Origin of the sequence: Actinoplanes lobatus (assembly GCF_014205215.1) — a bacterium.
GTDB classification, from domain to species: Bacteria; Actinomycetota; Actinomycetes; order Mycobacteriales; family Micromonosporaceae; genus Actinoplanes; species Actinoplanes lobatus.
Map to the genome: position 1 here is coordinate 3,990,595 of NZ_JACHNC010000001.1, position 20,927 is coordinate 4,011,521.

The following is a 20,927-nucleotide window of genomic DNA, read 5'->3' on the forward strand; positions in this document are numbered from 1 at the left end:
ACCGGTCGGGCGAACGCGGAGAAAGCGGGAAAATCTCACTCGGGACCGTTGAACTGATCACGGCATCTGATCCGTACCCCGGGGCGACTCCGCGTGACATTGGCGGCAGAGAACAGGTAGTGGAGGGCGACAAATGACTGACGTGCAGCCGGGGACCGACGCCGAGACCCAGCAGGACCGACCGGGCACCGCCTCGTCCCGGCGCGTCGTCCTGATGGGCGCCGGCGCCGTCGGCGCGACCGCGGTCCTCTCGGCCTGCGGCACCGGCACCAGCGGGACCAACCCGAACGGCACGGACTTCGGTGACAACCCGGTTCCGGCCGGCAGCACCGACGCCGGCGACGGCGGTGACGCCGGCGGCGACACCGGTGGCGGCGGTAGCGGCAACGTGCTGGTGGCGACGTCGAAGGTGGCGGTCGGCAGCGGCGTCATCCTGGACGAGGTGGTCGTCACACAGCCCACCGAGGGCAACTACAAGGCGTTCAGCAACGTGTGCACGCACCAGGGCTGCAAGGTCTCCGAGATCAAGGACGGCCAGATCATCTGCAAGTGCCACAACAGCCTCTTCTCGATCAAGGACGGCGCCCCGACCTCGGGCCCGGCCGGTCAGCCGCTGGCCGCGGTGGCGATCGACGTGGACGGCGACAACGTGGTGACCTCGGCCTGATCCCCCTGTCTCAGGGCCGGAGGCCCGGCGCCGTGGCGGCGGCAACGGACCTCCGGCCGGGCAATTCTGTCAGTCCCTGGCACTAGTGTTGGAGTTGTGCCAGACCCGTCCACGTACCGCCCGGCACCGGGTACCATCCCGGACGCTCCCGGGGTCTACCGCTTCCGCGACCCGGCCGACCGGGTGATCTACGTCGGCAAGGCGAAGAGCCTGCGCAGCCGGCTGAATTCGTATTTCGCCGACGTGTGGACACTGCATCCGCGGACCCAGCAGATGGTCACCACCGCCGCAGGCGTGGACTGGGTGACCGTCGGCACCGAGGTCGAGGCCCTCCAGCTGGAGTTCTCCTGGATCAAGGAGTTCGACCCGCGGTTCAACGTGAAGTACCGGGACGACAAGTCGTACCCGTTCCTCGCCGTCACCCTCGACGAGGAGTTCCCGCGCCTCCAGGTGATGCGTGGCGTCAAGCGCAAGGGCGTCCGCTACTTCGGCCCCTATTCGCACGCCTGGGCCATCCGCGAGACGCTCGACCTGCTGCTGCGGGTCTTCCCGGCACGGACCTGCTCGGCCGGGGTGTTCAAGCGGGCCCACCAGATCGGCCGGCCGTGCCTGCTCGGCGACATCGGCAAGTGCTCGGCGCCGTGCGTGGGCCGGGTCAGCGCCGAGGAGCACCGCGGCATCGTCGACGAGTTCTGCGACTTCATGGCCGGGCGGACCGACCAGTTCCTGAAGCGGGTCGAGCGGGAGATGCTGCGCGCCTCCGAGGAGCTGGAGTTCGAGCGCGCGGCCCGGCTGCGCGACGACCTGGTGGCGCTGCGGCGGGCCCTGGAGAAGCAGACCGTGGTGCTCGGCGACGGCACCGACGCCGACATCGTGGCCTTCGCCGACGACCCGCTGGAGGCCGCCGTGCAGGTCTTCCACGTGCGCGGGGGCCGGGTGCGAGGCCAGCGCGGCTGGGTGGTGGAGAAGGTCGAGGAGCTGTCCACCGGCGACCTGGTGCACCACTTCTGCACACAGATGTACGGCGAGGAGCAAGGCGAGACCGACATCCCCCGTGAGCTGCTGGTGCCCGACCTGCCCGACGACGCCGAGGCGCTCGCCGACTGGCTGTCCGCGCACCGGGGCAGCCGGGTCAGCCTGCGCGTGCCCCAGCGCGGCGACAAGAAGGCGCTCATGGAGACCGTCGCCCGCAACGCCACCCAGGTGCTGCAACGGCACAAGCTGCGCCGGGCCGGCGACCTGACCACCCGCAACCGGGCGCTCGAGGAGATCGCCGAGGCTCTCGGGATGGAGGGGGTGCCGCTGCGCATCGAGTGCTTCGACGTGTCGCAGATCCAGGGCACCGACGTGGTCGCCTCGATGGTGGTCTTCGAGGACGGGCTGGAGCGCAAGAGCGAGTACCGCCGCTTCATCGTGCGCGGCAACCCGGACGGCAGCGGCACCGACGACCTGTCGGCGATGAGCGAGGTGATGCGGCGGCGGTTCGCCCGGTTCAAGGCTCTCGAACAGCACGACGACGCCGAGCTTCCGGGCGTCGACCCGCTGACCGGCAAGCCGCGCCGGTTCGCCTACCCGCCCCAGCTGATCGTGGTGGACGGTGGCCAGCCGCAGGTCAACGCGGTCGCCGCGGTGCTGGCCGAGATGGGCGTCACCGACGTGGCGCTGTGCGGGCTGGCCAAGCGGCTGGAGGAGGTGTGGCTGCCGGCCGACGACTTCCCGGTCATCCTCCCGCGGACGTCGGAGGCGCTCTACCTGTTGCAGCGGGTCCGTGACGAGGCGCACCGCTTCGCCATCACCTTCCACCGGCAGCGGCGCTCCAAGCGGATGACGGCGTCCGCGCTGGACGAGGTGGCCGGGCTGGGCGAGGTGCGGCGCAAGGCGCTGCTGCGGCACTTCGGGTCGATGAAGCGCATCGCCGAGGCCACCCCGGAGGAGATCGCCGAGGTGCCCGGCATCGGCCTGCTGACGGCGGAATCGGTTCTGGCGGCCCTGCGTTCACCCGACTCGGGGAAGACTGGGGATCGGTGACGTTCCCCGGCCTACCATGTTGTGTCCGCGATATCGACACAGGAGGCGTGCGTGACCGAAGCGATGCCGGACCTCGGATCCGACGAGGTGCTGGAGCCCGACGAGGCCGGGACAGACCTGGTGGTGGTGACCGGGCTCTCCGGCGGTGGGCGCAGCACGGTGGCGCGAGCCTTGGAGAACGTCGGTTTCTACGTGGTCGACAACCTGCCGCAGGCCCTGATGCTGGAGATGGCCGAGCTGGCCTTCGCCGCCGGGGGAGCGGCCCGGCGTACCGCCATGGTGCTGGACGTGCGCAGCCGGGCCTTCTCCACCGACCTGACCGGCGCGGTCCGCGCGCTCAAGGAGCGCGGCTTCTCGCCCCGCGTCGTGTTCGTGGACGCCGACGACGAGGTGCTGATCCGGCGCTTCGAGTCGGTGCGGCGCTCGCACCCGCTGCAGGGCGACGGGCGGCTGGCCGACGGCATCGCGGCCGAGCGCAAGCTGCTCGAGGAGGCCCGCGAACAGTCCGATGTGATCATCGACACCAGTCACCTGAACGTGAACCAGCTCCGCCGCCGGGTCGAGGAGCTGTTCGGCGGTGAGGACTCGCGCAAGCTGCGGATAACCGTGCTCTCCTTCGGCTTCAAGTACGGCCTGCCGCCGGACGCCGACTACGTGCTGGACGCGCGGTTCCTGCCCAACCCGTTCTGGGTGCCCGAGCTGCGCGAGCACACCGGCCTGGAGGAGGGGGTGAGCGGCTATGTCCTGGGTCAGGAGGGCGCGACCGACTTCGTCGCGACGTACGCCGGGCTGATCGCCGCCACCGCCCCGGGTTTCGAGCGCGAGGGCAAGCGCTATCTGACCGTCGCCATCGGGTGCACCGGGGGCAAGCACCGCAGCGTCGCGATCGCCGAGGAGCTCACCTCCCGGCTCAGCGCGATGCGGCTGTCCGCCCACACGTCGCACCGTGACCTGGGGCGCGAGTGACGGCGATCCGGGTGGTCGCCTTCGGCGGCGGACATGGGCTGAGCGCCTCGCTGCGCGCACTGCGGCACAGCGCCCGGGACCTGGATCTGGAGATCACCGCGATCGTGACGGTCGGCGACGACGGCGGCTCCAGCGGCCGCCTGCGCGTCGAGCGGGACGCACTGCTGCCCCCGGGTGACCTGCGCCAGGCGCTCGCCGCGCTGGCCGCCGACCATCCCACGCACCGGCTCACCGCGACCCTGATGCAGCACCGCTTCGAGGCGATGACGGCTGCGGCGCGGGAGTCCGTGACCGGCCGCGGCCCGCGGCTCGAGCGGCGCGCCGACCGCAGCAAGGACACCCTGGCCGGGCACCCGGTGGGCAACCTGCTGCTGCTCGGGCTGATCGAGATGCTCGGCGACCCGGTCGCCGCGCTGGACCACGCCGCCGAGATGGTCGGCGCGCAGGGCCGGGTGCTCCCGATGGCGCTGCACGCCGTCGGGATAGAGGCCGACGTGGTGCACGCCGACGGCTCCCGTGAGACGGTGCGCGGGCAGCACTCGGTGGCGGTGGCCGAGGGCCGGGTGGAGGCGGTGCGGCTGGACCCGGCGGATCCGCCGGCCTGCCCCGAGGCGATCACCGCGGTCCGGGAGGCCGACTGGCTGATCTTCGGCCCCGGCAGTTGGTACACGAGCGTCCTGCCGCACCTGCTGGTGCCACGGCTGGCCGAGGCGATCGTGGCGAGCCCGGCCCGCCGGCTGGTCACGCTGAACCTCAGCCCGGACAAGGAGACGATCGGGCTCTCCACCGCCGATCACCTGGCCGCCCTGCACTGGTACCTTCCCTCGCTCCGGGTGGACATCGTGCTGGCCGACGCCAAGTGGGCCGGGGAACCGGAACCGGTCCGCGAGGCCGCTCACGACCTCGGCGCCGAGCTGATTCTGGTGCCGGTGGCCGTTGCGGACGGAAGCCCACGGCATGATCCTGAGGCATTGGGCGCCGCCCTGGTGCCAGTATTGGGCGCCACTCGTTGATAACTGACGTAGTGGGGCACACACTGTTCAAGATCCGGCGCATGAGGTGACAACACGATGGCGATGACGGCAGCGGTCAAGGATGAGCTGAGCCGGGTCGACGTGCCCAAGCCCTGCTGCCGCCGGGCGGAGATGGCGGCGTTGCTGCGCTTCGCCGGAGGGTTGCACATCGTCTCCGGCCGGGTGGTCGTCGAGGCGGAGCTGGACACCGGCGCGGTGGCCCGGCGGCTGCGGCGGGAGATCGCCGACGTGTACGGCTACCCCAGCGAGGTGCACGTCCTGGCGTCCGGTGGCCTGCGCAAGGGCAGCCACTACATCGTGCGGATCGTCAAGGACGGCGAGGTGCTGGCCCGCCAGACCGGCCTGCTCGACGTGCGCGGCCGTCCGGTGCGGGGCCTGCCGCAGCACGTGGTCAGCGGCAACGTGTGCTGCTCGGTGGCGGCCTGGCGGGGCGCGTTCATGGCGCACGGCTCGCTCACCGAGCCAGGCCGTTCCAGCGCCCTGGAGATCACCTGCCCGGGGCCGGAGGCGGCGCTCGCGCTGCGCGGCGCGGCCCGCCGGATCGGCATCACCGCCAAGGACCGCGAGGTGCGCGGCGTCGACCGGGTGGTGATCAAGGACGGCGACGCGATCGCCGCGCTGCTCACCCGGGTCGGCGCCCACTCCAGCGTGCTCGCCTGGGAGGAGCGCCGGGTCCGCCGTGAGGTGCGCGCCACCGCGAACCGGCTGGCCAACTTCGACGACGCGAACCTGCGCCGCTCCGCCCGCGCGGCGGTCGCGGCCGCGGCCCGGGTCACCCGGGCGCTGGAAATCCTCGCCGACGACGCGCCGAACCACCTCACCTCGGCGGGCCGGCTGCGCCTGGAGCACCGTCAGGCCTCCCTGGAGGAGCTGGGCGCCCTGGCCGATCCCCCGCTGACCAAGGACGCGATCGCCGGCCGGATCCGGCGGCTGCTGGCGCTGGCCGACAAGCGCGCCCGGGATCTCGGTATTCCGGACACTGAGGCCGCTGTCACACCAGAGATGATGGCCTGCTGACAGGTGATGCCGATCACGCCCATCGAGGGACCTTCGGTCCTTATCGGGTATGGCCGGATGGGTGAGGCTGATGACGTCGTTAGGCAACGTCGCGGTGATCCGTTTAGGTAACGTTCAGGTCGCGCCCCGCCGCTTCGCGGGCGTGCGGACTCGGATAGTGTCGCGGATGACGGCGACGCTGCCGGCAGTTCGGCCGAGCCCCCGTCATCGAAAGTCTGGGTGTGGCGGCCGGACGCCTATGTCGGCCGTTCATACGGTCGGCATGCAGACCCCTCCGCCGGTCGCAGAATCCGGCGGACCGAAACGAGGAGACCACCTGTGACCATCCGGGTTGGCATCAACGGCTTCGGCCGTATCGGTCGTAACTTCTTCCGGGCGGTTCTCGCCTCCGGCGCCGACATCGAGATCGTCGGCGTGAACGACCTGACCGACAACGCCACGCTGGCTCACCTGCTCAAGTACGACAGCATCCTGGGCCGCCTGGGTCAGGAGGTCAAGGCGTCGGCGGACGAGATCACCGTCGGTGGCAAGACGATCAAGGCGTTCGCCGAGCGCGACCCGAACAACCTGCCCTGGGGCGACCTCGGTGTCGACGTCGTGATCGAGTCGACCGGCTTCTTCACCGACGCCACCAAGGCCAAGACGCACGTCGACAAGGGTGCCAAGAAGGTCATCATCTCGGCTCCGGCCAAGAACGAGGACATCACCATCGTGATGGGCGTCAACGACGGCCTCTACGACGGTGCGAAGCACACCATCATCTCGAACGCCTCCTGCACCACCAACTGCCTCGCCCCGATGGCGAAGGTCCTGAACGACACGATCGGGATCGAAAAGGGTCTGATGACCACGATCCACGCGTACACCCAGGACCAGAACCTGCAGGACGGCCCGCACAGCGACCTCCGTCGCGCCCGCGCCGCCGCGCTGAACATCGTCCCCACCTCGACCGGTGCCGCCAAGGCCGTCAGCCTGGTGCTGCCGGAGCTGAAGGGCAAGCTGGACGGCTTCGCGCTCCGGGTGCCGATCCCCACCGGCTCGGCCACCGACCTGACCTTCACCGCCGCCCGTGACACCACGGTCGAAGAGGTCAACGCCGCGATCAAGACCGCCGCCGAGGGCGCGCTCAAGGGCATCCTGGTCTACACCGAGGACGCGATCGTGTCGGCCGACATCGTCACCGACCCGGCCTCCTGCATCTTCGACGCCGGCCTGACCAAGGTCATCGGCGGCAACCAGGTCAAGGTCGTCGGCTGGTACGACAACGAGTGGGGCTACTCGAACCGCCTCGTCGACCTGGTCAAGCTCGTCGGAGCCTGATTCTCATCATGAAGACTCTCGACGACCTGCTCGGCGAGGGTGTCTCGGGTCGGCGCGTGTTCGTGCGCGCCGACCTGAACGTCCCGTTCGACAAGGCTGCAATCGACCCGCAGGGCCATGGCGTCATCAGCGACGACGGCCGCGCCCGCGCGGTTCTGCCGACGCTGATCGCCCTGCGTGACGCGGGCGCTCGCGTGATCGTGGCGTCCCACCTGGGCCGCCCGAAGGGCGCGCCGGACCCCAAGTTCACCCTGGCGCCGGTCGCCAAGCGGCTGGGCGAGCTGCTCGGGTCCACCGTGGTCTTCGCCGACGACACCGTCGGCCCGGCCGCCACCGAGGCCGTCGCGGCCCTCCAGGACGGCCAGGTGCTGCTGCTGGAGAACCTCCGCTTCAACGCCGGTGAGACCTCGAAGGACGACGCCGAGCGCGGCGCCTTCGCGGACCAGCTCGCCGCGTTCGCCGACTTCTACGTCGACGACGCGTTCGGCGCGGTGCACCGCAAGCACGCCTCGGTGTTCGACGTCCCGGCCCGGCTCCCGCGCTACGCCGGTGGTCTCGTCCTCAAGGAGGTCGAGGTCCTCAAGAAGGTGTCGGAGAGCCCGGAGCAGCCCTACGTCGTCGTGCTCGGCGGCTCCAAGGTCTCCGACAAGCTGGCCGTCATCCAGGCGCTCCTGCCCAAGGTCGACAAGCTGCTCGTCGGCGGCGGCATGTGCTTCACCTTCCTCAAGGCCCAGGGCCACGAGGTCGGCAAGTCGCTGCTCGAGGCCGAGATGATCTCCGTGTGCGCCGATCTGCTGGAGCAGGCTCAGGGCCGGATCGTCCTGCCCGTCGACGTCGTCGCGGCCGCCGAGTTCTCGGCTGACGCGGCGCACGATGTGGTCTCCGTGTCGGAGATCCCGGCGGACCGGCTCGGCCTGGACATCGGCCCCGAGTCCACCTCGCTGTTCGCTGAGGCGATCGCCGGCGCGAAGACCGTGTTCTGGAACGGCCCGATGGGCGTCTTCGAGCTCGCCCCGTTCGCCGCGGGCACCCGTGGCGTGGCGGAGGCGATCACCAAGATCGACGGCTTCTCGGTCGTCGGCGGCGGTGACTCGGCGGCGGCGGTCCGTACCCTCGGCCTGGACGAGTCCGCGTTCGGCCACATCTCCACCGGCGGGGGCGCGTCCCTGGAGTACCTCGAAGGCAAGACGCTGCCGGGCGTCGCCGCACTGGAGAAGTGATGACGACCCGTAAGCCGATCATCGCCGGCAACTGGAAGATGAACCTCAACCACTTCGAGGCGAATCTCCTGGTGCAGAAGCTGGCCGCGAGCCTGACCGCCGAGCAGCTGGAGGCCGTCGAGACGGTCGTCCTGCCGCCGTTCACCGACCTGCGCACCGTCGAGTCGGTGATCGCGGACGGCAAGCTGAAGATCAAGTACGGCGCGCAGGACGTGTCGCCGCACGCCGGCGGTGCGTACACCGGTGAGATCGCCGGCGCCTTCCTCGCGAAGCTGGGCTGCTCGTACGCGGTGATCGGGCACTCCGAGCGCCGCGAGTACCACAACGAGAGCGACGAGCTGATCAACGCGAAGAACAAGGCGGCCTTCGCGGCCGGCCTCGTTCCGATCTTCTGCGTCGGCGAGGGACTCGACATCCGCGAGGCCGGCAACCAGGTCGAGCACGTGCTCGCCCAGGTCGACGCCGGGCTGGAGGGGCTCAAGACCGAGCAGCTCCAGCAGATCGTGATCGCGTACGAGCCGGTGTGGGCGATCGGCACCGGCAAGACCGCGACCCCGGACGACGCGCAGGAGGTCTGTGGCGCGATCCGGGCGCGGCTGGTGGAGAAGTTCGGCGCCGAGGTGGCCGATGTCGTCCGTATCCAGTACGGCGGCTCGGTCAAGGCGGCGAACATCGCCCAGATCATGGCGCAGCCGGATGTGGACGGCGCGCTGGTCGGCGGCGCGAGCCTGGACGCCGAGGAGTTCGTCTCCATCGTGCGTTTCCCGGAGCACGTCGCACGCTAAGAGTAAATAGCGCGTGCCCGGCCGTATGAATCGGCCGGGCACCCGCTATTGTGGGACCGCTGCTGTGCCCTTCGAGAGGAATGAACCCGACGATGCCGATCGCGTTCGCTTACACGTTGATCGTGTTGCTGATCATCACCAGCGTTTTGCTGACACTGCTGATCCTTCTCCACCGGGGCAAGGGCGGCGGCATGTCCAGCATGTTCGGTGGTGGCGTCAGCTCCAGTCTGGCGGGCTCCTCGGTCGCCGAGAAGAACCTGGACCGGTACACCGTTCTGGTGGGAATCATCTGGTTCGCCTGCATCGTCGGGCTGGGCTTCTGGCTCAAATTGGAGCTGGCTGCCTGACGGCGGCTCGTAGTCGTAGAATCTGCCGCGCGGCCGGTTTCTCCGGCCGCGCGGTTTTTTGTCATCACCGTCCGGTTTGCTCCTCATCTCCGCTTCGAGCCGGACAGACCTTCGAGGCCCCTCGAGACAGGAGTGACGTCCGTGTCCAGTGGCAGCGCTATCCGTGGCAGCCGTGTCGGGTCCAGCCCGATGCGACCCGACGAGCGCACCGAACCCGCTCCGCGCCGGCAGGTGACCTATTTCTGCTCGGCCGGACACGACAGCATCATCTGGTTCGCGGCCGAGGCCGCGATCCCCGAGACCTGGGACTGCCCACGCTGCGGTCAGCCCGCCGGGCTCGACAGTTCCAACCCGCCGGGGCGGGCGCGCACCGAGCCGTACAAATCGCATCTGGCATATGTGAAGGAACGGCGCTCCGAGGAGGACGCGGCGGCGATTCTCGCCGAGGCGCTCGCCAAGGTCCGCCAGCGGCGCGGCGAATGATCGACAGCGCACCGGCCGAGCGGGGCGGCCGGTGCGCTTCTCACCAAGCCGGCTCTTCTCACCAAGCCGGCTCTTCTCGCCGGGCCGATGTGTCCGCTCAGGCCAGCGGGCTGGTGTCTCGGGCCACGAAACGGGCGCCCGGGTCGGAGATCTCCAGATCCTCGAAGCCCAGCCGGCGGTAGAAGGCGTAGGCGCCGTGGTTCTCTGCGGCCATGCCGAGATGCACACCCGTGACCCCGGCCGCGCGCAGGCCGTCCAGGAAGGCCGCCATCAGCCCGCGGCCCATGCCGCGGCCCTGCCACTCCGGCAGCAGGTCGATGTGCAGATGCGCCGGATAGGGCGCGAATTCCGGCCGTAGCATCCGGTCCGGGTCGCGGTGCACCGCGAGAAGGCCGGTGTCGCGCGGATCGTCCGCCGCGAACCGGTCGACGGTGGCGGGCAGCCACTCCGAGCGGTACCACTCGACGAACGCCGGGGTGTCCGCCGTACCCAGGATGTAGCCGACCGCCGCGCCGGTCCCGTCGTCGAGCACATGCGCGTGCTCCGGCTCCCGGATCACGTAGGGGACGGCCCAGACGTCACCGAGCAGCCGGTCGGAGCTGTGCCTGCCGCGCGCGTCGCCACCGGACGCGGCGGTGCGCACACAGATGTCGTAGATCGCGTCGAGGTCGCTGGGCCGGTAGGCGCGGATCATCGGGTGCACCCCGGGGAGTCTAGGACTGTGGCGGCCGTCACATTCGGAGCGCCAACCTTTCGCCGGGCCACGCGTCTACTCCTGCGACAAGGCACCGATGATCAGGAGAGTCCCGATGCGTTTCTCGACCCGTGGCCTGAGCCTCACCCTCGGCGCGGCGGCCGTGCTGGGAATCGGCGGGCTGTCGGCCGCCGCGTTCGCCGACGACGCCGCGCCCACCCCGAAGCCGTCCCCGGCGGTCACGGCGCCGACCGCCACCGAGCCGACGGCGGAGCCGGTCCCGAGCCCCAGCGGCGAGGCGACGGCGCCCGAGCCCAGCGACCCGGCAGCTTCCCCGGCGCCGGTCACCGGGCAGAAGCCGACGGCGTCCCCGGCGCCGGTCACCGGCTACCAGGACCCCACACCGGCCCCGTCCGCGAAGGTCACGGTGACCAAGGCGCCCCCGAAGCCGGCCGTCACGCCGGAGACGCCGGCCGCCACCCGGGCGCCGGGGAAGCCGGCCGTCACGCCGGAGACGCCGACTGCCACCCGGGCACCGCAGAAGCCGGCCGTCACGCCGTCGCGGTCACGCTGACCCGGCGGGTACCGTTCGTTCCCGCCGCCTGACCCCCGAGGTTCGCCTGTGCTCTCAGTTCTGCCCTTCCCCGCCCTGTTCACCTGGCTGCGGGGCCTGTCCGCCGAGGTGCGCGCGGCCGGCCGCGGCGACCCGGGCGGGGCCCCGGCGATCAACGAGCTGTACCACAGTCGGCGGCTCAGCCTGGTCCGGCTGGCGGTGCTGATGGTCGACGACCTGCCGACGGCGGAGGACGTCGTGCAGGACGTGTTCACGGCGCTCTACCGGCGGCACGGGCCGGATCTGAGCGGGGTGACGGACCCGAACGCGTACCTCGTGACCGGTGTGACGAACGCGGCGCGCTCGGCACTGCGCCGCCGCCGCACCGCCCGCGCCTATGTCGCTCCGCCGCCGGAGGCGATCCCGGCCGCGGAGGACGAGGCACTGCTCGGGGAGAGCGACCGCGAGATGATGCGGGCGCTGCGCGGCCTGACCGTCCGGCAGCGGCAGGTGCTGGTGCTGCGCTACTGGTCGGAACTCTCCGAGGGGGAGATCGCCGACACGCTGCGGGTCTCCCGCGGAACGGTCAAATCGACGGCGCACCGGGCGCTGTCGATCCTGCGCGAGCGACTGGGGGAGCGGTGACCGACGAGGTGGAGCGCAGGTTGCGGAACGCACTGACGGCCCGGGCCGGGCAGATCACCGCGGAACGGCTGCGGTTCGAGCCGCCGCCGACGGTGGCCACGGCCCGTGCACCGGTGCGGCGCAGATGGTGGGCCGCGATCACGATCGCGGTCGCGACGGCGGCCGCCGGGGTGGCGCTGGGGTTCACGCTGCTCACCGGCCCTTCCGAACCGGCGCCGGTGCTTCCCGCCGACCCCGGGCCCGGCACGTCGCCGCCCGCCCCGGCCGCGTCCCTCGCGCCGTCGCCCGTCGATCCGTCGCCCTCATCGGCCCCGGCGACGCCGAGCCGGGCGATCACCACCACGCCCTCGCGGACGGGGGCCAAGCCGGAGACGTCCGCGCCGGCGAGATCCGAGCCGGAGAAATCCGCACCGCCGGCGACAGGGACGAGGTCGGTCACCGCCGGGCCGCAGGTGACGCCGGGCTAGACGGGGACGAGGCCGGTGACCGCCGGGCCGCGGGTGACGCCGGGCTAGACGGGGACGAGGCCGGTGACCACCGGGCCGCGGGTGACGCCGGGCTAGACGGGGACGAGGCCGGTGACCACTGGGCCGCGGGTGACGCCGGGCTGTAGAACCTTCGGTGGGCGAAGTCCGCGTTTCGCTTCCGGTTCCTTTCTTGTACGCGTGTCGCTGTCCCGCCTCTCAGGGCCGTTCCGTCCGGTCGGCGCGATCTTGCTGCCCACTCCGGCCTGTGCCGCGCCCGCCGGGCTGAGATCGGTTGGAATCCCGCGCGTGTGCTGTCGCTCGCTCCGGGTGGGTGGGTTGCGGTGGTGCTTGCCAGGCATCCCGGGTGGTGTTCTCGGCCGTCACGCCGGTCACGCCGGGCGGGTGGCGGCGGTTGCTGCCGGTCGCGTCATGCGGAGCCGTCGGGAGTCACTCACCGTGACTGTGGTGGTGGGTGCGTGAGGGCGCGTGGTGGACCCGGGTTGTTCCGGTGTTGTCTGACGTCGATGTCAAAGTCGCCTGTTCGCGTGTTTCCCCGCCTTTGCTGCGAGACCCGGCCGGTCACCGCCGCCCGTTCGAGCCATCCGCAAGCAGCGATGTAGATCCTGGGTAGTCGCCGCCGGCGGCGCGATCTTGAGCGATCGTGACTGTTCGGGAGTCTTCTTCTTGGCTGCCTACGGCCGAATCCGCAATCCCTCGCAGCAGGACGCGCCACCCGGAGCGATCTTGAACGATTTACCACCGCCTCGGGTGGCAAATCGTTCAAGATCGTACAACAGAGGCGGGTAAAGCGGGCGAAACGGGCGCCTGTTTCCGGCGAAAGCCCCATTTCCACCTAGCGCGGCGAACGACGCCCCCTTCGGCGGTTCGCCCGACCGAGCGCTTGACGTATAACCGCAAAAACCCAAGAAGAAGGCTCTTCGGAGGTATCCGATCACCCAAGATCGTCCAGGGGGAATGGGCCATGGGTGATGGTTGACCCCCGGATGGCAACCAGGCATCAAGATCGGCCGACAGCTTTGATCGCCCAAGATCGCCGGCGAGTTGGGATGGCGCCCGCAGCCATCCGAATGCGCGACTTGGCATCGAGGCCACCCGCAACCGGGAAATAGGCTCTCTGGCGACTTCGATCTTCCACATGAGCTGGTGATCGGGGCTTCTCGCTCACGCGAGTTGCGGCCGGCCGGGCATTCGGAAGTGAGCGCGCACAGTGAGTTCCACAGCGGGTGGGCGCACACGTTCGAGCGGCCGTAGGTATGGCGGGCGTACACGAAAGACGGCACGTGCGCGGCCGCCCGGCTATAGGTCACGTGGACGACCACGACACCGCCAGCGTGTGCACCCACCCTGGTGGAACCGCGACCACCCACCTAGAGCAACCGGCGCAACGGCCGAAAGCAGGCAGCCCAGGTGCCTGGGGAGCAAGAGCGTGACCACCCACCCAGAGCAACCGGCGCAACGGCCGAAAGCAGGCAGCCCAGGTGCCTGGAGAGCAAGAGCGTGACCACCCGCCCAGGGCGACCGAAAGCAGGCGACCGAAAGCAGGCGACCGAAAGCAGGCGACCGCGAGCAGGGCGGCCGTGGCCGGCGGCACGTGAGGAAGTGGCGGTCGGCCCGGCCTGCCCGGGCACCGATCTGAGCCCGGCGGGGCGGCACAGGCCGGAGCGGGCGGCAAGATCGCGTCGGCCGGACGGGACGGCCCTGATAAGGCGGGACGAGGACACGCGTACCAAAAAGGAACGAAACGCGGACCTCGATCGCGAAAGATCTCCGGACGGGGGCGAGGCTGGTCACCGCGGGGCCGGACGGTGACGGTCCCGGGTGCGTGACGCGCCCGGGACCGGGATCGCCGGGTGGGTCAGGCCCGTGTGGGCACGTTCGCGGCCGCCGCCTGGTCCAGGAGCCAGAGCGTCTTCTGTACGCCGGACGCGTTCGCCGCCGGCAGGTTGCCGCCGGAGAGGACGGTGCCGATGGGGGCGGCCTTGTCCGGGCCGGCCGCGATCAGCCACACCTCGTCGGCGCTCTGGATGGTGGGCAGGGTGAGGGTGACCCGGACCGGCGGCGGCTTCGGGCTGTCGAAGGTGGCGGCCGTCGGGCCGGTCTGCTGGAGTACCGGGTGGTTCGGGAAGAGCGACGCCACGTGGCCGTCCTCGCCGACGCCGAGCATGAGCACGTCGAACCGGGGGAGCGTGGCGCCCGGTTCGGCGGCGGCGGCCAGTTCGGAGGCGTAGCGGGCCGCGGCGGCGACCGCGTCGGTGCCGTCGGGGCCGTCGGAGGCGGGCATGGCGTGTACCCGGGCCGGGTCCAGCGGCAGCTTGTCCAGGAGGGCATCGCGTGCCTGGGTCTCGTTGCGGTCCGGGTCGCCGGACGGCAGGTAGCGTTCGTCGCCCCACCACAGATCCACCCGGGACCAGTCGATGGCGGCGGAGGCCGGCAGTTCGCGGACCGCGCGCAGCACCTTGGCCGCGACCCGGCCGCCGGTCAGCACCACGCTCGCCGAGCCGTGCACCGCCTGCGCGTCGATGATCTTGATGGCGAGACGTGCCGCCACCGTGGACGCCAGGATGTCGGCGTCCGGAACCACCACGACCACGGTCTCACTCAATTGCGTCTCTCCTTGTGAAGAGGCCGCCCGCCGCGGTGCGGTGAGCGGCCCCGATGCTGAAATCAGGCGGTGGAGCCGGCGATCGCGGCCAGCGCCGGATCCTTCCAGACGTGCACCCGGTTCGGGTTGCGGTGCTCCAGCCCGGACATGCCGGCCATCGCGCCGAGCGCGTCCGCGTAGATCTGGTCGGCGTCGAGCCGGCGCAGTTCCTCGGCCAGTTCGTCACCGACCGGCCGCCTCGGCAGCGGCATGTAGCGGTCCTCCTGGCCGGTACGGCTGAACAGCGCCGTGCCCTCCTCGCGGGTGACCCGGACGCAGTCGCCGTTCTCGCACTGCAACTCCACCGAGTACATCCGGGGCGCCCGGTCGGTGTGTTCCAGCACCGGCTCGATGCCGAGGCGGGACTTGAGCCAGCCGAGCATGAGCCAGGCGGTGGGGTCGCGGTCCGGCGCCACGATCTTCGCGCCGATGACCCGGGCCTCGGTGCTGTCGAAGGCGCCGGCCACCAGGGTCCGCCACAGCGTGATCCGGGTCCAGGTGAGGTCGGTGTCGCCGGGCGCGTAGTCGGCGGCCCGCTGCCGGAGCGCGGCCACCGGGTCCGGCGACTGCGCGCTGTCGGTGATCCGCCGGTCGGCGACGACGCCCAGGAAGTCGTTGGCGATCATGTTCGGCGGCTCCTCGTGCCACCAGGTGACCACCGGGACGTCCGGGGCGAGCAGCGGCATGACGACCGACTCGGCGTGCAGCGCGAGGCGCCCGTACATCCGCATGACGACCGCCTCGGCCGGGCCGAGGCGACCGCCCACGACGATCTCCGCGTCCAGCCGGCTGCGGCCCTCCAGGTCCGAGCGGACCACGATGAGCAGCCGGCAGGGGTGCGCGGCGGCGGCGATGGTGGCCGCCGCCTCGGCCTCCCGGACCTTCTTCTCCTCGACCACCGAGACCAGGGTCAGTGCCAGGCCGGAGGCCACGCCACCGGCGCTGCGGCGCTCCGCGGCCAGGGCCTTGACGACCTCGTTGCCGGTGGTGTCCCACAAGCCGATCATGCCCGCCTCCAGGTGCGGCCCTCGCGCGCCAGCATCTCGTCGGAAGCCCGGGGGCCCCACTCACCGGACCGGTACGGCTCCGGTTTCGTGCCCGCCCAGGCGGCCTCCAGAGGGTCGATGACCCGCCAGGACTGCTCGATCTCGGCGGCGTCCGGGAAGAGCGTCCGGTCGCCGATCAGCACGTCCAGGACCAGACGCTCGTACGCCTCGGGGCTGGACTCGGTGAACGCCTCGCCGTACTGGAAGTCCATCGCGATGTCGCGGACCTCCATCGACGTGCCCGGCACCTTGGACCCGAACTTCAGGACCACGCCCTCGTCCGGCTGCACCCGGATGACCAGCTGGTTGTGGCCCAGCATCTCCACGTCGGCCGGGTCGAAGGGCAGGTGCGGCGCCTTCTTGAACATGATCGCGATCTCGGTGACCCGGCGGGGCATCCGCTTGCCGACCCGGACGAAGAACGGGACACCCGCCCAGCGCCGGTTCTGGATGCCGAGGCGGACCGCCGCGTACGTCTCGGTGGTGGAGTCGGCCGGGATGTTCGGCTCCTCCAGGTAGCCCACGGCGCGCTCGCCGGCGACCCAGCCGGGAAGGTACTGCCCGCGGACGGAGCCGGTGCTGATGTCGGGCGGCAGACTGATCGCCCTGAGGACCTTGAGCTTCTCCGCCCGTACCTCCTGGGGGTCGAAGCTCGTCGGCTCCTCCATGCCGACCAGCGCGAGCAGTTGCAGCAGATGGTTCTGCAGCACGTCGCGGGCGGCGCCGGAGGCGTCGTAGAAGGCGGCCCGGGTGCCGATGCCGACGTCCTCGGCCATGGTGATCTGCACGCTGTCGACGTACTTCGAGTTCCACACCGGCTCGAACAGGCTGTTCGCGAAGCGCAGGGCCAGGATGTTCTGGACCGTCTCCTTGCCGAGGTAGTGGTCGATCCGGAAGACGTCCTCCGGGATGAACACGTCGTCGACGAGCTCGTTGAGCTGCACGGCGCTCTGGTAGTCGTGGCCGAACGGCTTCTCCACGACCACCCGGCGCCAGCCGCCGGACTTCGACGGGTCGGCCATGCCGGTGCGGTTGAGCTGGTTGAGCACCAGTGGGAAGGCGGCGGGGGGGATGGAGAAGTAGAAGGCGGCGTTGCCGGCGATGCCGTTGCGCTCCTTCAGCTCGTCCAGCGTGCTCGCGAGATGGTCGAAGGCCTCGTCGTCGTCGAACGAGCCGGGAATGAAGTGGAATCGCTCGGAGAGGCGCTGCCAGACGTCGTCGCGCCACGGGGTCCGGGCGCCCTTCTTGGCGGCCGCGTGGGCGAGCGACTCGAAGCTGCCGTCACCCCAGTCGGCGCGGGCGTAGCCCACCACCACGAAGCCGGGGGGAAGCAGGCCACGGTTGGCCAGGTCGTACACGGCCGGGATGAGCTTTTTTCGGGACAGGTCACCGGTGACCCCGAAGATCACCAGAGCGCAGGGCTCCGGGATCCGTGGGAGCCTTCGGTCCTGTGCGGTGCGCAGCGGATTACCCACGTTCTCATCCTGCCAGTTTCATCGAAGGCGGAGCGGCCTGTCGGCGGGAGCCCCGCGACAGGCCGCGAACGCAGGTCGTCAGGAACCGGCCGCCTTGAGGGACGCCGCGACGCCCTCCAGCAGCTCGTTCCAGCTCGCCTCGAACTTCTCGACGCCCTCGTCCTCGAGGACCTTGAACACGTCGGCGAAGTCGATGCCGGCCGCGGCCAGGTCGGTGAAGACCTGGTGGGCGTCCGCGAAGTTGCCGGTCACGGTGTCGCCGCGGGTGGTGCCGTGGTCCTCGTACGCGAAGATCACCGGCTCCGGCATGGTGTTCACCGTGCCGAACGCGATCAGCTCCTCGACGTAGATGGTGTCGAGGAACTCCGGGTTCTTCGTGCCGGTCGACGCCCAGAGCGGGCGCTGCGGGTGGGCGCCGGCGGCGGCCAGGGCCTTCCAGCGGTCGGTGCCGAAGACCTCGGTGTACGCCTCGTACGCCAGCCGGGCGTTGGCGATGGCCGCCTTGCCCTTGAGCGCCTTCGCCGAGTCCGAACCGATCTTGTCGAGGCGCTTGTCCACCTCGGTGTCCACACGGGAGACGAAGAACGAGGCGACCGACCCGATCTTGGACAGGTCGTGGCCGTTCGCCTTCGCCTGCTCCAGGCCGGCCAGGAACGCGTCCATGACCGCGCGGTAGCGCTCGACCGAGAAGATCAGCGTGACGTTGACGCTGATGCCCGCGGCCAGCACCTCGGTGATGGCGGGCAGGCCGGCCAGCGTCGCCGGGATCTTGATGAACAGGTTGGGCCGGTCGACCAGCCACCACAGCGTCTTCGCCTCGGCGACGGTGGACACGGTCTCGTGCGCCTTGCGCGGGTCCACCTCGATGGACACCCGGCCGTCGACGCCGTTCGACGTGTCGTACGCCGGGCGCATGACGTCGCTCGCCCAGCGCACGTCCTTGGCGGTCATCAGACGGACGGCCTCCTCGACCGTCACCTTCTGGAGCGCCAGGTCACGCAGCTGCTCGTCGTACGCGTGCGCGTCGGAGAGCGCCTTCTGGAAGATGCTCGGGTTCGTGGTCACGCCGACCACGTGCTGCTCGGTGCGCATCTTGTCCAGCGAGCCGCTGGTCAGACGCACCCGGGAGAGGTCGTCGAGCCACACCGCCACGCCCTGCGCGGACAGCTCGGCAAGTCTGTCGGTCATTTCCCTCAACTCCTGAATGAAGGTGGCGGGTGAAAGGTGTCAGTTGCCGGTCTTCTGGCCGAGGATCTTGCCGGCCTTGGCGAGGGAGGCGTGGGCCTTCGCGACGACGTTGTCAGCGGTGAACCCGAACTGCTCGAAGAGCACCGAAGCCGGCGCGCTCGCCCCGTAGTGCTCGATGCTGACGGCCTCGCCGGCGTCGCCGATCAGGCGGTCCCAGCTCATCCGGATGCCGGCCTCGACCGAGACCCGGGCCTTCACACCGTGCGGCAGCACCTGCTGCTGGTAGGCGAGGTCCTGCTTGAAGAACCACTCCTGGCAGGGCATCGAGACGACCCGGGTCGGGGTGCCCTGGGCCTCCAGGCGCTCCCGGGCGGTCAGCGCGATCGCGACCTCGGAGCCGCTGGCGATCAGGATCACCTCGGGGTGGCCGGAGGCCGCCTCGGCCAGGATGTAGCCGCCCTTGAGGGTGCCCTCGGCCGACGCGTACTTCGAACGGTCGATGGTGGGCACGTTCTGCCGGGTCAGCGCGAGCGCGGTCGGCCGGTCGGTGTGCTCCAGGGCGCCCCGCCACGCGTACGCGGTCTCGTTGGCGTCGGCCGGGCGGACCACGTCGAGGCCGACGATGGCGCGCAGCGCGGTCACCGTCTCGATCGGCTGGTGGGTCGGGCCGTCCTCGCCGATACCGATCGAGTCGTGCGTCCACACGAAGATGACCGGCAGCTTCATCAGCGCGGACAGGCGGACCGAGCCGCGCATGTAGTCGCTGAAGACCAGGAAGGTGCCACCGTACGGGCGGGTGCCGCCGTGGACCGCGATGCCGTTGAGGATCGAGCCCATGCCGTGCTCACGGATGCCGAAGTGCAGCGTGCGGCCGTACTCGTGACCCGGGAACTCCTTGGTCGCGTACTCCGCCGGGATGAACGACGGCTCGCCCTTCATGGTGGTGTTGTTGCTCTCCGCCAGGTCGGCGGAGCCACCCCACAGCTCGGGCAGCACCGGGGCGAGCGCCTCCAGGATCTTGCCGGACGCGGCACGGGTGGCCAGGCCCTTCTCGTCCGCGGGGAACTCGGGCAGCGCCTTGTGCCAGCCCACCGGCAGGGTCCGGGTGGCGAGCCGGTCGAAGAGCGCCTTGCCCTCGGCGTTGCCGGCGGCCCAGGCGTCGAACGCCTTCTGCCACTCGGCGTGGGCGGCCCGGCCACGGTCGACGGCCTGCTGCGTGTGCTTGACGACCTCGTCGTCGATCGCGAACGGCCGGTCGGCGAAGCCCAGCAGCTCCTTGGTGGCGGTGATCTCGGCGGCGCCCAGGGCGGAGCCGTGGATCTTGCCGGTGTTCCGCTTTTTCGGCGCGGGGAAGCCGATGATCGTCTTCAGGACGATGAACGACGGCTTGTCGGTCACCGCCTTGGCGGCCTGGATCGCGCTCCAGAGCTCCTCGACGTCCTCGACGTACGGGTCCGAGCCGCGCCAGTTCACCGTCTGGACGTGCCAGCCGTACGCCTCGTAACGGGCGCCGACGTCCTCGTTCTTGGCGATCCGGGTGTCGTCCTCGATGGAGATCTCGTTGTCGTCGTAGATGACCACGAGGTTGCCGAGCTTCTGCACCGACGCGATGGCGCTCGACTCGTGGCTGACGCCCTCCTCGATGTCGCCGTCGGAGGCGATCGAGTAGACGAAGTGGTCGAACGGCGACTCGCCGGCGGCGGTGTCCGGGTCGAGCAGGCCGCGCTGGCGGCGGGCCGACATGGCCATCCCGACCGCGTTGCCGATGCCCTGGCCGAGCGGGCCGGTGGTGATCTCGACGCCGGGGGTGTGCCCGTACTCAGGGTGACCGGGGGTGAGCGACTCCCACTGGCGCAGCGCCTTCAGGTCGTCGAGCGCCAGGCTGTAACCACTGAGGAAGAGCTGGACGTAAAGGGTGAGGCTGGAGTGACCGCAGGAGAGCACGAAGCGGTCGCGGCCCGCCCACTCCGGGTCCGTCGGGTCGTGTCGCATGACACGGTTGAACAGCATGTAGGCGGCCGGGGCCAGGCTCATGGCCGTGCCGGGGTGGCCGTTGCCGGCCGCCTCCACAGCGTCCATGGCCAGCACCCGGGCGGTGTCCACCGCCTTGCGGTCGAGGTCGGACCAGTTGAGAACGGGATCTGTGGCAGCCACGTCGGTTGTGCTCCTCGGGCAAAATAATGGAACCGTTTTCGAGTTGACCCTATCCAGTCGGGCTAAACGCATGCGCAGCGAACGCCCTAGGCACATACGCTGTGAGCGGACATGCCGGTTCAACGGGTGTGACCACATGCACCCGTACCGGGTGCCCCGAGCAGCGGAGACGGCTG

19 protein-coding genes are annotated in these 20,927 nt (G+C 70.5%); 12 read left to right on the forward strand and 7 right to left on the reverse strand.

Annotation, left to right across the window (positions count from 1 at the left end; all coding sequences use genetic code 11):
- The first annotated feature begins 133 nt into the window (after positions 1–133).
- From BJ964_RS18700 to BJ964_RS18745, 10 genes are all read left to right on the forward strand, one after another.
- A complete protein-coding gene (locus BJ964_RS18700) occupies positions 134–667 on the forward strand; it encodes a Rieske (2Fe-2S) protein (protein ID WP_188121858.1) in 534 nt (177 codons plus the stop codon).
- A gap of 96 nt (positions 668–763) precedes the next feature.
- A complete protein-coding gene (uvrC, locus tag BJ964_RS18705; protein ID WP_188121859.1) occupies positions 764–2,695 on the forward strand; it encodes an excinuclease ABC subunit UvrC in 1,932 nt (643 codons plus the stop codon).
- A 63-nt stretch (positions 2,696–2,758) separates the two neighbouring features.
- Positions 2,759–3,661 carry an RNase adapter RapZ gene (rapZ, locus tag BJ964_RS18710; RefSeq protein ID WP_183218345.1) on the forward strand — a complete coding sequence of 301 codons (903 nt, stop codon included), beginning with the start codon at positions 2,759–2,761 and terminating at the stop codon, positions 3,659–3,661.
- Complete coding sequence (locus tag BJ964_RS18715) at positions 3,658–4,674, forward strand: gluconeogenesis factor YvcK family protein (RefSeq protein ID WP_188121860.1); 1,017 nt, start codon at positions 3,658–3,660, stop codon at positions 4,672–4,674. Before rapZ ends, BJ964_RS18715 begins: the two co-directional genes overlap by 4 nt.
- Positions 4,675–4,731: 57 nt before the next feature.
- Positions 4,732–5,712: a DNA-binding protein WhiA gene (whiA, locus tag BJ964_RS18720; protein ID WP_183217560.1), complete on the forward strand. Its 981-nt coding sequence runs from the start codon at positions 4,732–4,734 to the stop codon at positions 5,710–5,712.
- A gap of 318 nt (positions 5,713–6,030) precedes the next feature.
- Positions 6,031–7,032, forward strand: a complete 1,002-nt coding sequence (gene gap / locus BJ964_RS18725) for a type I glyceraldehyde-3-phosphate dehydrogenase (RefSeq protein ID WP_188121861.1) — start codon at positions 6,031–6,033, stop codon at positions 7,030–7,032.
- Positions 7,033–7,040: 8 nt separating this feature from the next.
- Complete coding sequence (locus tag BJ964_RS18730) at positions 7,041–8,252, forward strand: phosphoglycerate kinase (protein WP_188121862.1); 1,212 nt, start codon at positions 7,041–7,043, stop codon at positions 8,250–8,252.
- Complete coding sequence (tpiA, locus tag BJ964_RS18735) at positions 8,252–9,037, forward strand: triose-phosphate isomerase (protein ID WP_183217564.1); 786 nt, start codon at positions 8,252–8,254, stop codon at positions 9,035–9,037. The genes BJ964_RS18730 and tpiA overlap by 1 nt, the downstream gene beginning before the upstream one ends.
- Positions 9,038–9,129: 92 nt before the next feature.
- Positions 9,130–9,384: a preprotein translocase subunit SecG gene (secG, locus tag BJ964_RS18740; RefSeq protein WP_183217566.1), complete on the forward strand. Its 255-nt coding sequence runs from the start codon at positions 9,130–9,132 to the stop codon at positions 9,382–9,384.
- A 141-nt stretch (positions 9,385–9,525) separates the two neighbouring features.
- The gene (locus BJ964_RS18745) at positions 9,526–9,867 is read left to right on the forward strand and encodes an RNA polymerase-binding protein RbpA (RefSeq protein WP_183217568.1); all 342 of its coding nucleotides are present in this window, start codon (positions 9,526–9,528) and stop codon (positions 9,865–9,867) included.
- A 97-nt stretch (positions 9,868–9,964) separates the two neighbouring features.
- On the opposite strand, the gene BJ964_RS18750 is transcribed toward BJ964_RS18745, so the two are convergent.
- Positions 9,965–10,561 carry a GNAT family N-acetyltransferase gene (locus tag BJ964_RS18750; RefSeq protein ID WP_188127020.1) on the reverse strand — a complete coding sequence of 199 codons (597 nt, stop codon included), beginning with the start codon at positions 10,559–10,561 and terminating at the stop codon, positions 9,965–9,967.
- 115 nt (positions 10,562–10,676) lie between these two features.
- On the opposite strand from BJ964_RS18750, the gene BJ964_RS18755 reads away from it, so the two are divergent.
- A complete protein-coding gene (locus BJ964_RS18755) occupies positions 10,677–11,135 on the forward strand; it encodes a hypothetical protein (RefSeq protein ID WP_188121863.1) in 459 nt (152 codons plus the stop codon).
- Between the two features lie 48 nt (positions 11,136–11,183).
- Positions 11,184–11,759 carry an RNA polymerase sigma factor gene (locus BJ964_RS18760; protein WP_229807062.1) on the forward strand — a complete coding sequence of 192 codons (576 nt, stop codon included), beginning with the start codon at positions 11,184–11,186 and terminating at the stop codon, positions 11,757–11,759.
- Here BJ964_RS18760 and BJ964_RS18765 read toward each other — a convergent pair.
- From BJ964_RS18765 to tkt, 6 genes are all read right to left on the reverse strand, one after another.
- Positions 11,701–12,198: a hypothetical protein gene (locus BJ964_RS18765; RefSeq protein ID WP_188121864.1), complete on the reverse strand. Its 498-nt coding sequence runs from the start codon at positions 12,196–12,198 to the stop codon at positions 11,701–11,703. The genes BJ964_RS18760 and BJ964_RS18765 overlap by 59 nt on opposite strands.
- Before the next feature lie 1,904 nt (positions 12,199–14,102).
- Entirely contained in the window at positions 14,103–14,849 is a 747-nt protein-coding gene (gene pgl, locus BJ964_RS18770) for a 6-phosphogluconolactonase (protein WP_188121865.1), read from the reverse strand.
- Positions 14,850–14,911: 62 nt separating this feature from the next.
- On the reverse strand, positions 14,912–15,895 hold the full coding sequence (locus tag BJ964_RS18775) for a glucose-6-phosphate dehydrogenase assembly protein OpcA (protein ID WP_188121866.1): 984 nt from the start codon (positions 15,893–15,895) through the stop codon (positions 14,912–14,914).
- Positions 15,892–17,409: a glucose-6-phosphate dehydrogenase gene (zwf, locus tag BJ964_RS18780; protein WP_188121867.1), complete on the reverse strand. Its 1,518-nt coding sequence runs from the start codon at positions 17,407–17,409 to the stop codon at positions 15,892–15,894. Before zwf ends, BJ964_RS18775 begins: the two co-directional genes overlap by 4 nt.
- Before the next feature lie 78 nt (positions 17,410–17,487).
- Complete coding sequence (tal, locus tag BJ964_RS18785) at positions 17,488–18,597, reverse strand: transaldolase (protein ID WP_188121868.1); 1,110 nt, start codon at positions 18,595–18,597, stop codon at positions 17,488–17,490.
- Positions 18,598–18,636: 39 nt separating this feature from the next.
- Positions 18,637–20,823, reverse strand: coding sequence for a transketolase (gene tkt / locus BJ964_RS18790; RefSeq protein ID WP_223149580.1), 2,187 nt, complete (start codon positions 20,821–20,823; stop codon positions 18,637–18,639).
- Between the last annotated feature and the right edge of the window lie 104 nt (positions 20,824–20,927).

Bases quoted from the DNA above. Each gene is read 5' to 3' on its own strand.
- BJ964_RS18755 (WP_188121863.1), top strand. From the start codon at position 10,677: ATGCGTTTCTCGACCCGTGGCCTGAGCCTCACCCTCGGCGCGGCGGCC.
- BJ964_RS18775 (WP_188121866.1), bottom strand. From the start codon at position 15,895: ATGATCGGCTTGTGGGACACCACCGGCAACGAGGTCGTCAAGGCCCTG.
- tkt (WP_223149580.1), bottom strand. From the start codon at position 20,823: ATGCGTTTAGCCCGACTGGATAGGGTCAACTCGAAAACGGTTCCATTA.
- BJ964_RS18750 (WP_188127020.1), bottom strand. From the start codon at position 10,561: ATGATCCGCGCCTACCGGCCCAGCGACCTCGACGCGATCTACGACATC.
- secG (WP_183217566.1), top strand. From the start codon at position 9,130: ATGCCGATCGCGTTCGCTTACACGTTGATCGTGTTGCTGATCATCACC.
- whiA (WP_183217560.1), top strand. From the start codon at position 4,732: ATGGCGATGACGGCAGCGGTCAAGGATGAGCTGAGCCGGGTCGACGTG.
- tal (WP_188121868.1), bottom strand. From the start codon at position 18,597: ATGACCGACAGACTTGCCGAGCTGTCCGCGCAGGGCGTGGCGGTGTGG.
- BJ964_RS18700 (WP_188121858.1), top strand. From the start codon at position 134: ATGACTGACGTGCAGCCGGGGACCGACGCCGAGACCCAGCAGGACCGA.
- BJ964_RS18730 (WP_188121862.1), top strand. From the start codon at position 7,041: ATGAAGACTCTCGACGACCTGCTCGGCGAGGGTGTCTCGGGTCGGCGC.
- rapZ (WP_183218345.1), top strand. From the start codon at position 2,759: ATGCCGGACCTCGGATCCGACGAGGTGCTGGAGCCCGACGAGGCCGGG.
- tpiA (WP_183217564.1), top strand. From the start codon at position 8,252: ATGACGACCCGTAAGCCGATCATCGCCGGCAACTGGAAGATGAACCTC.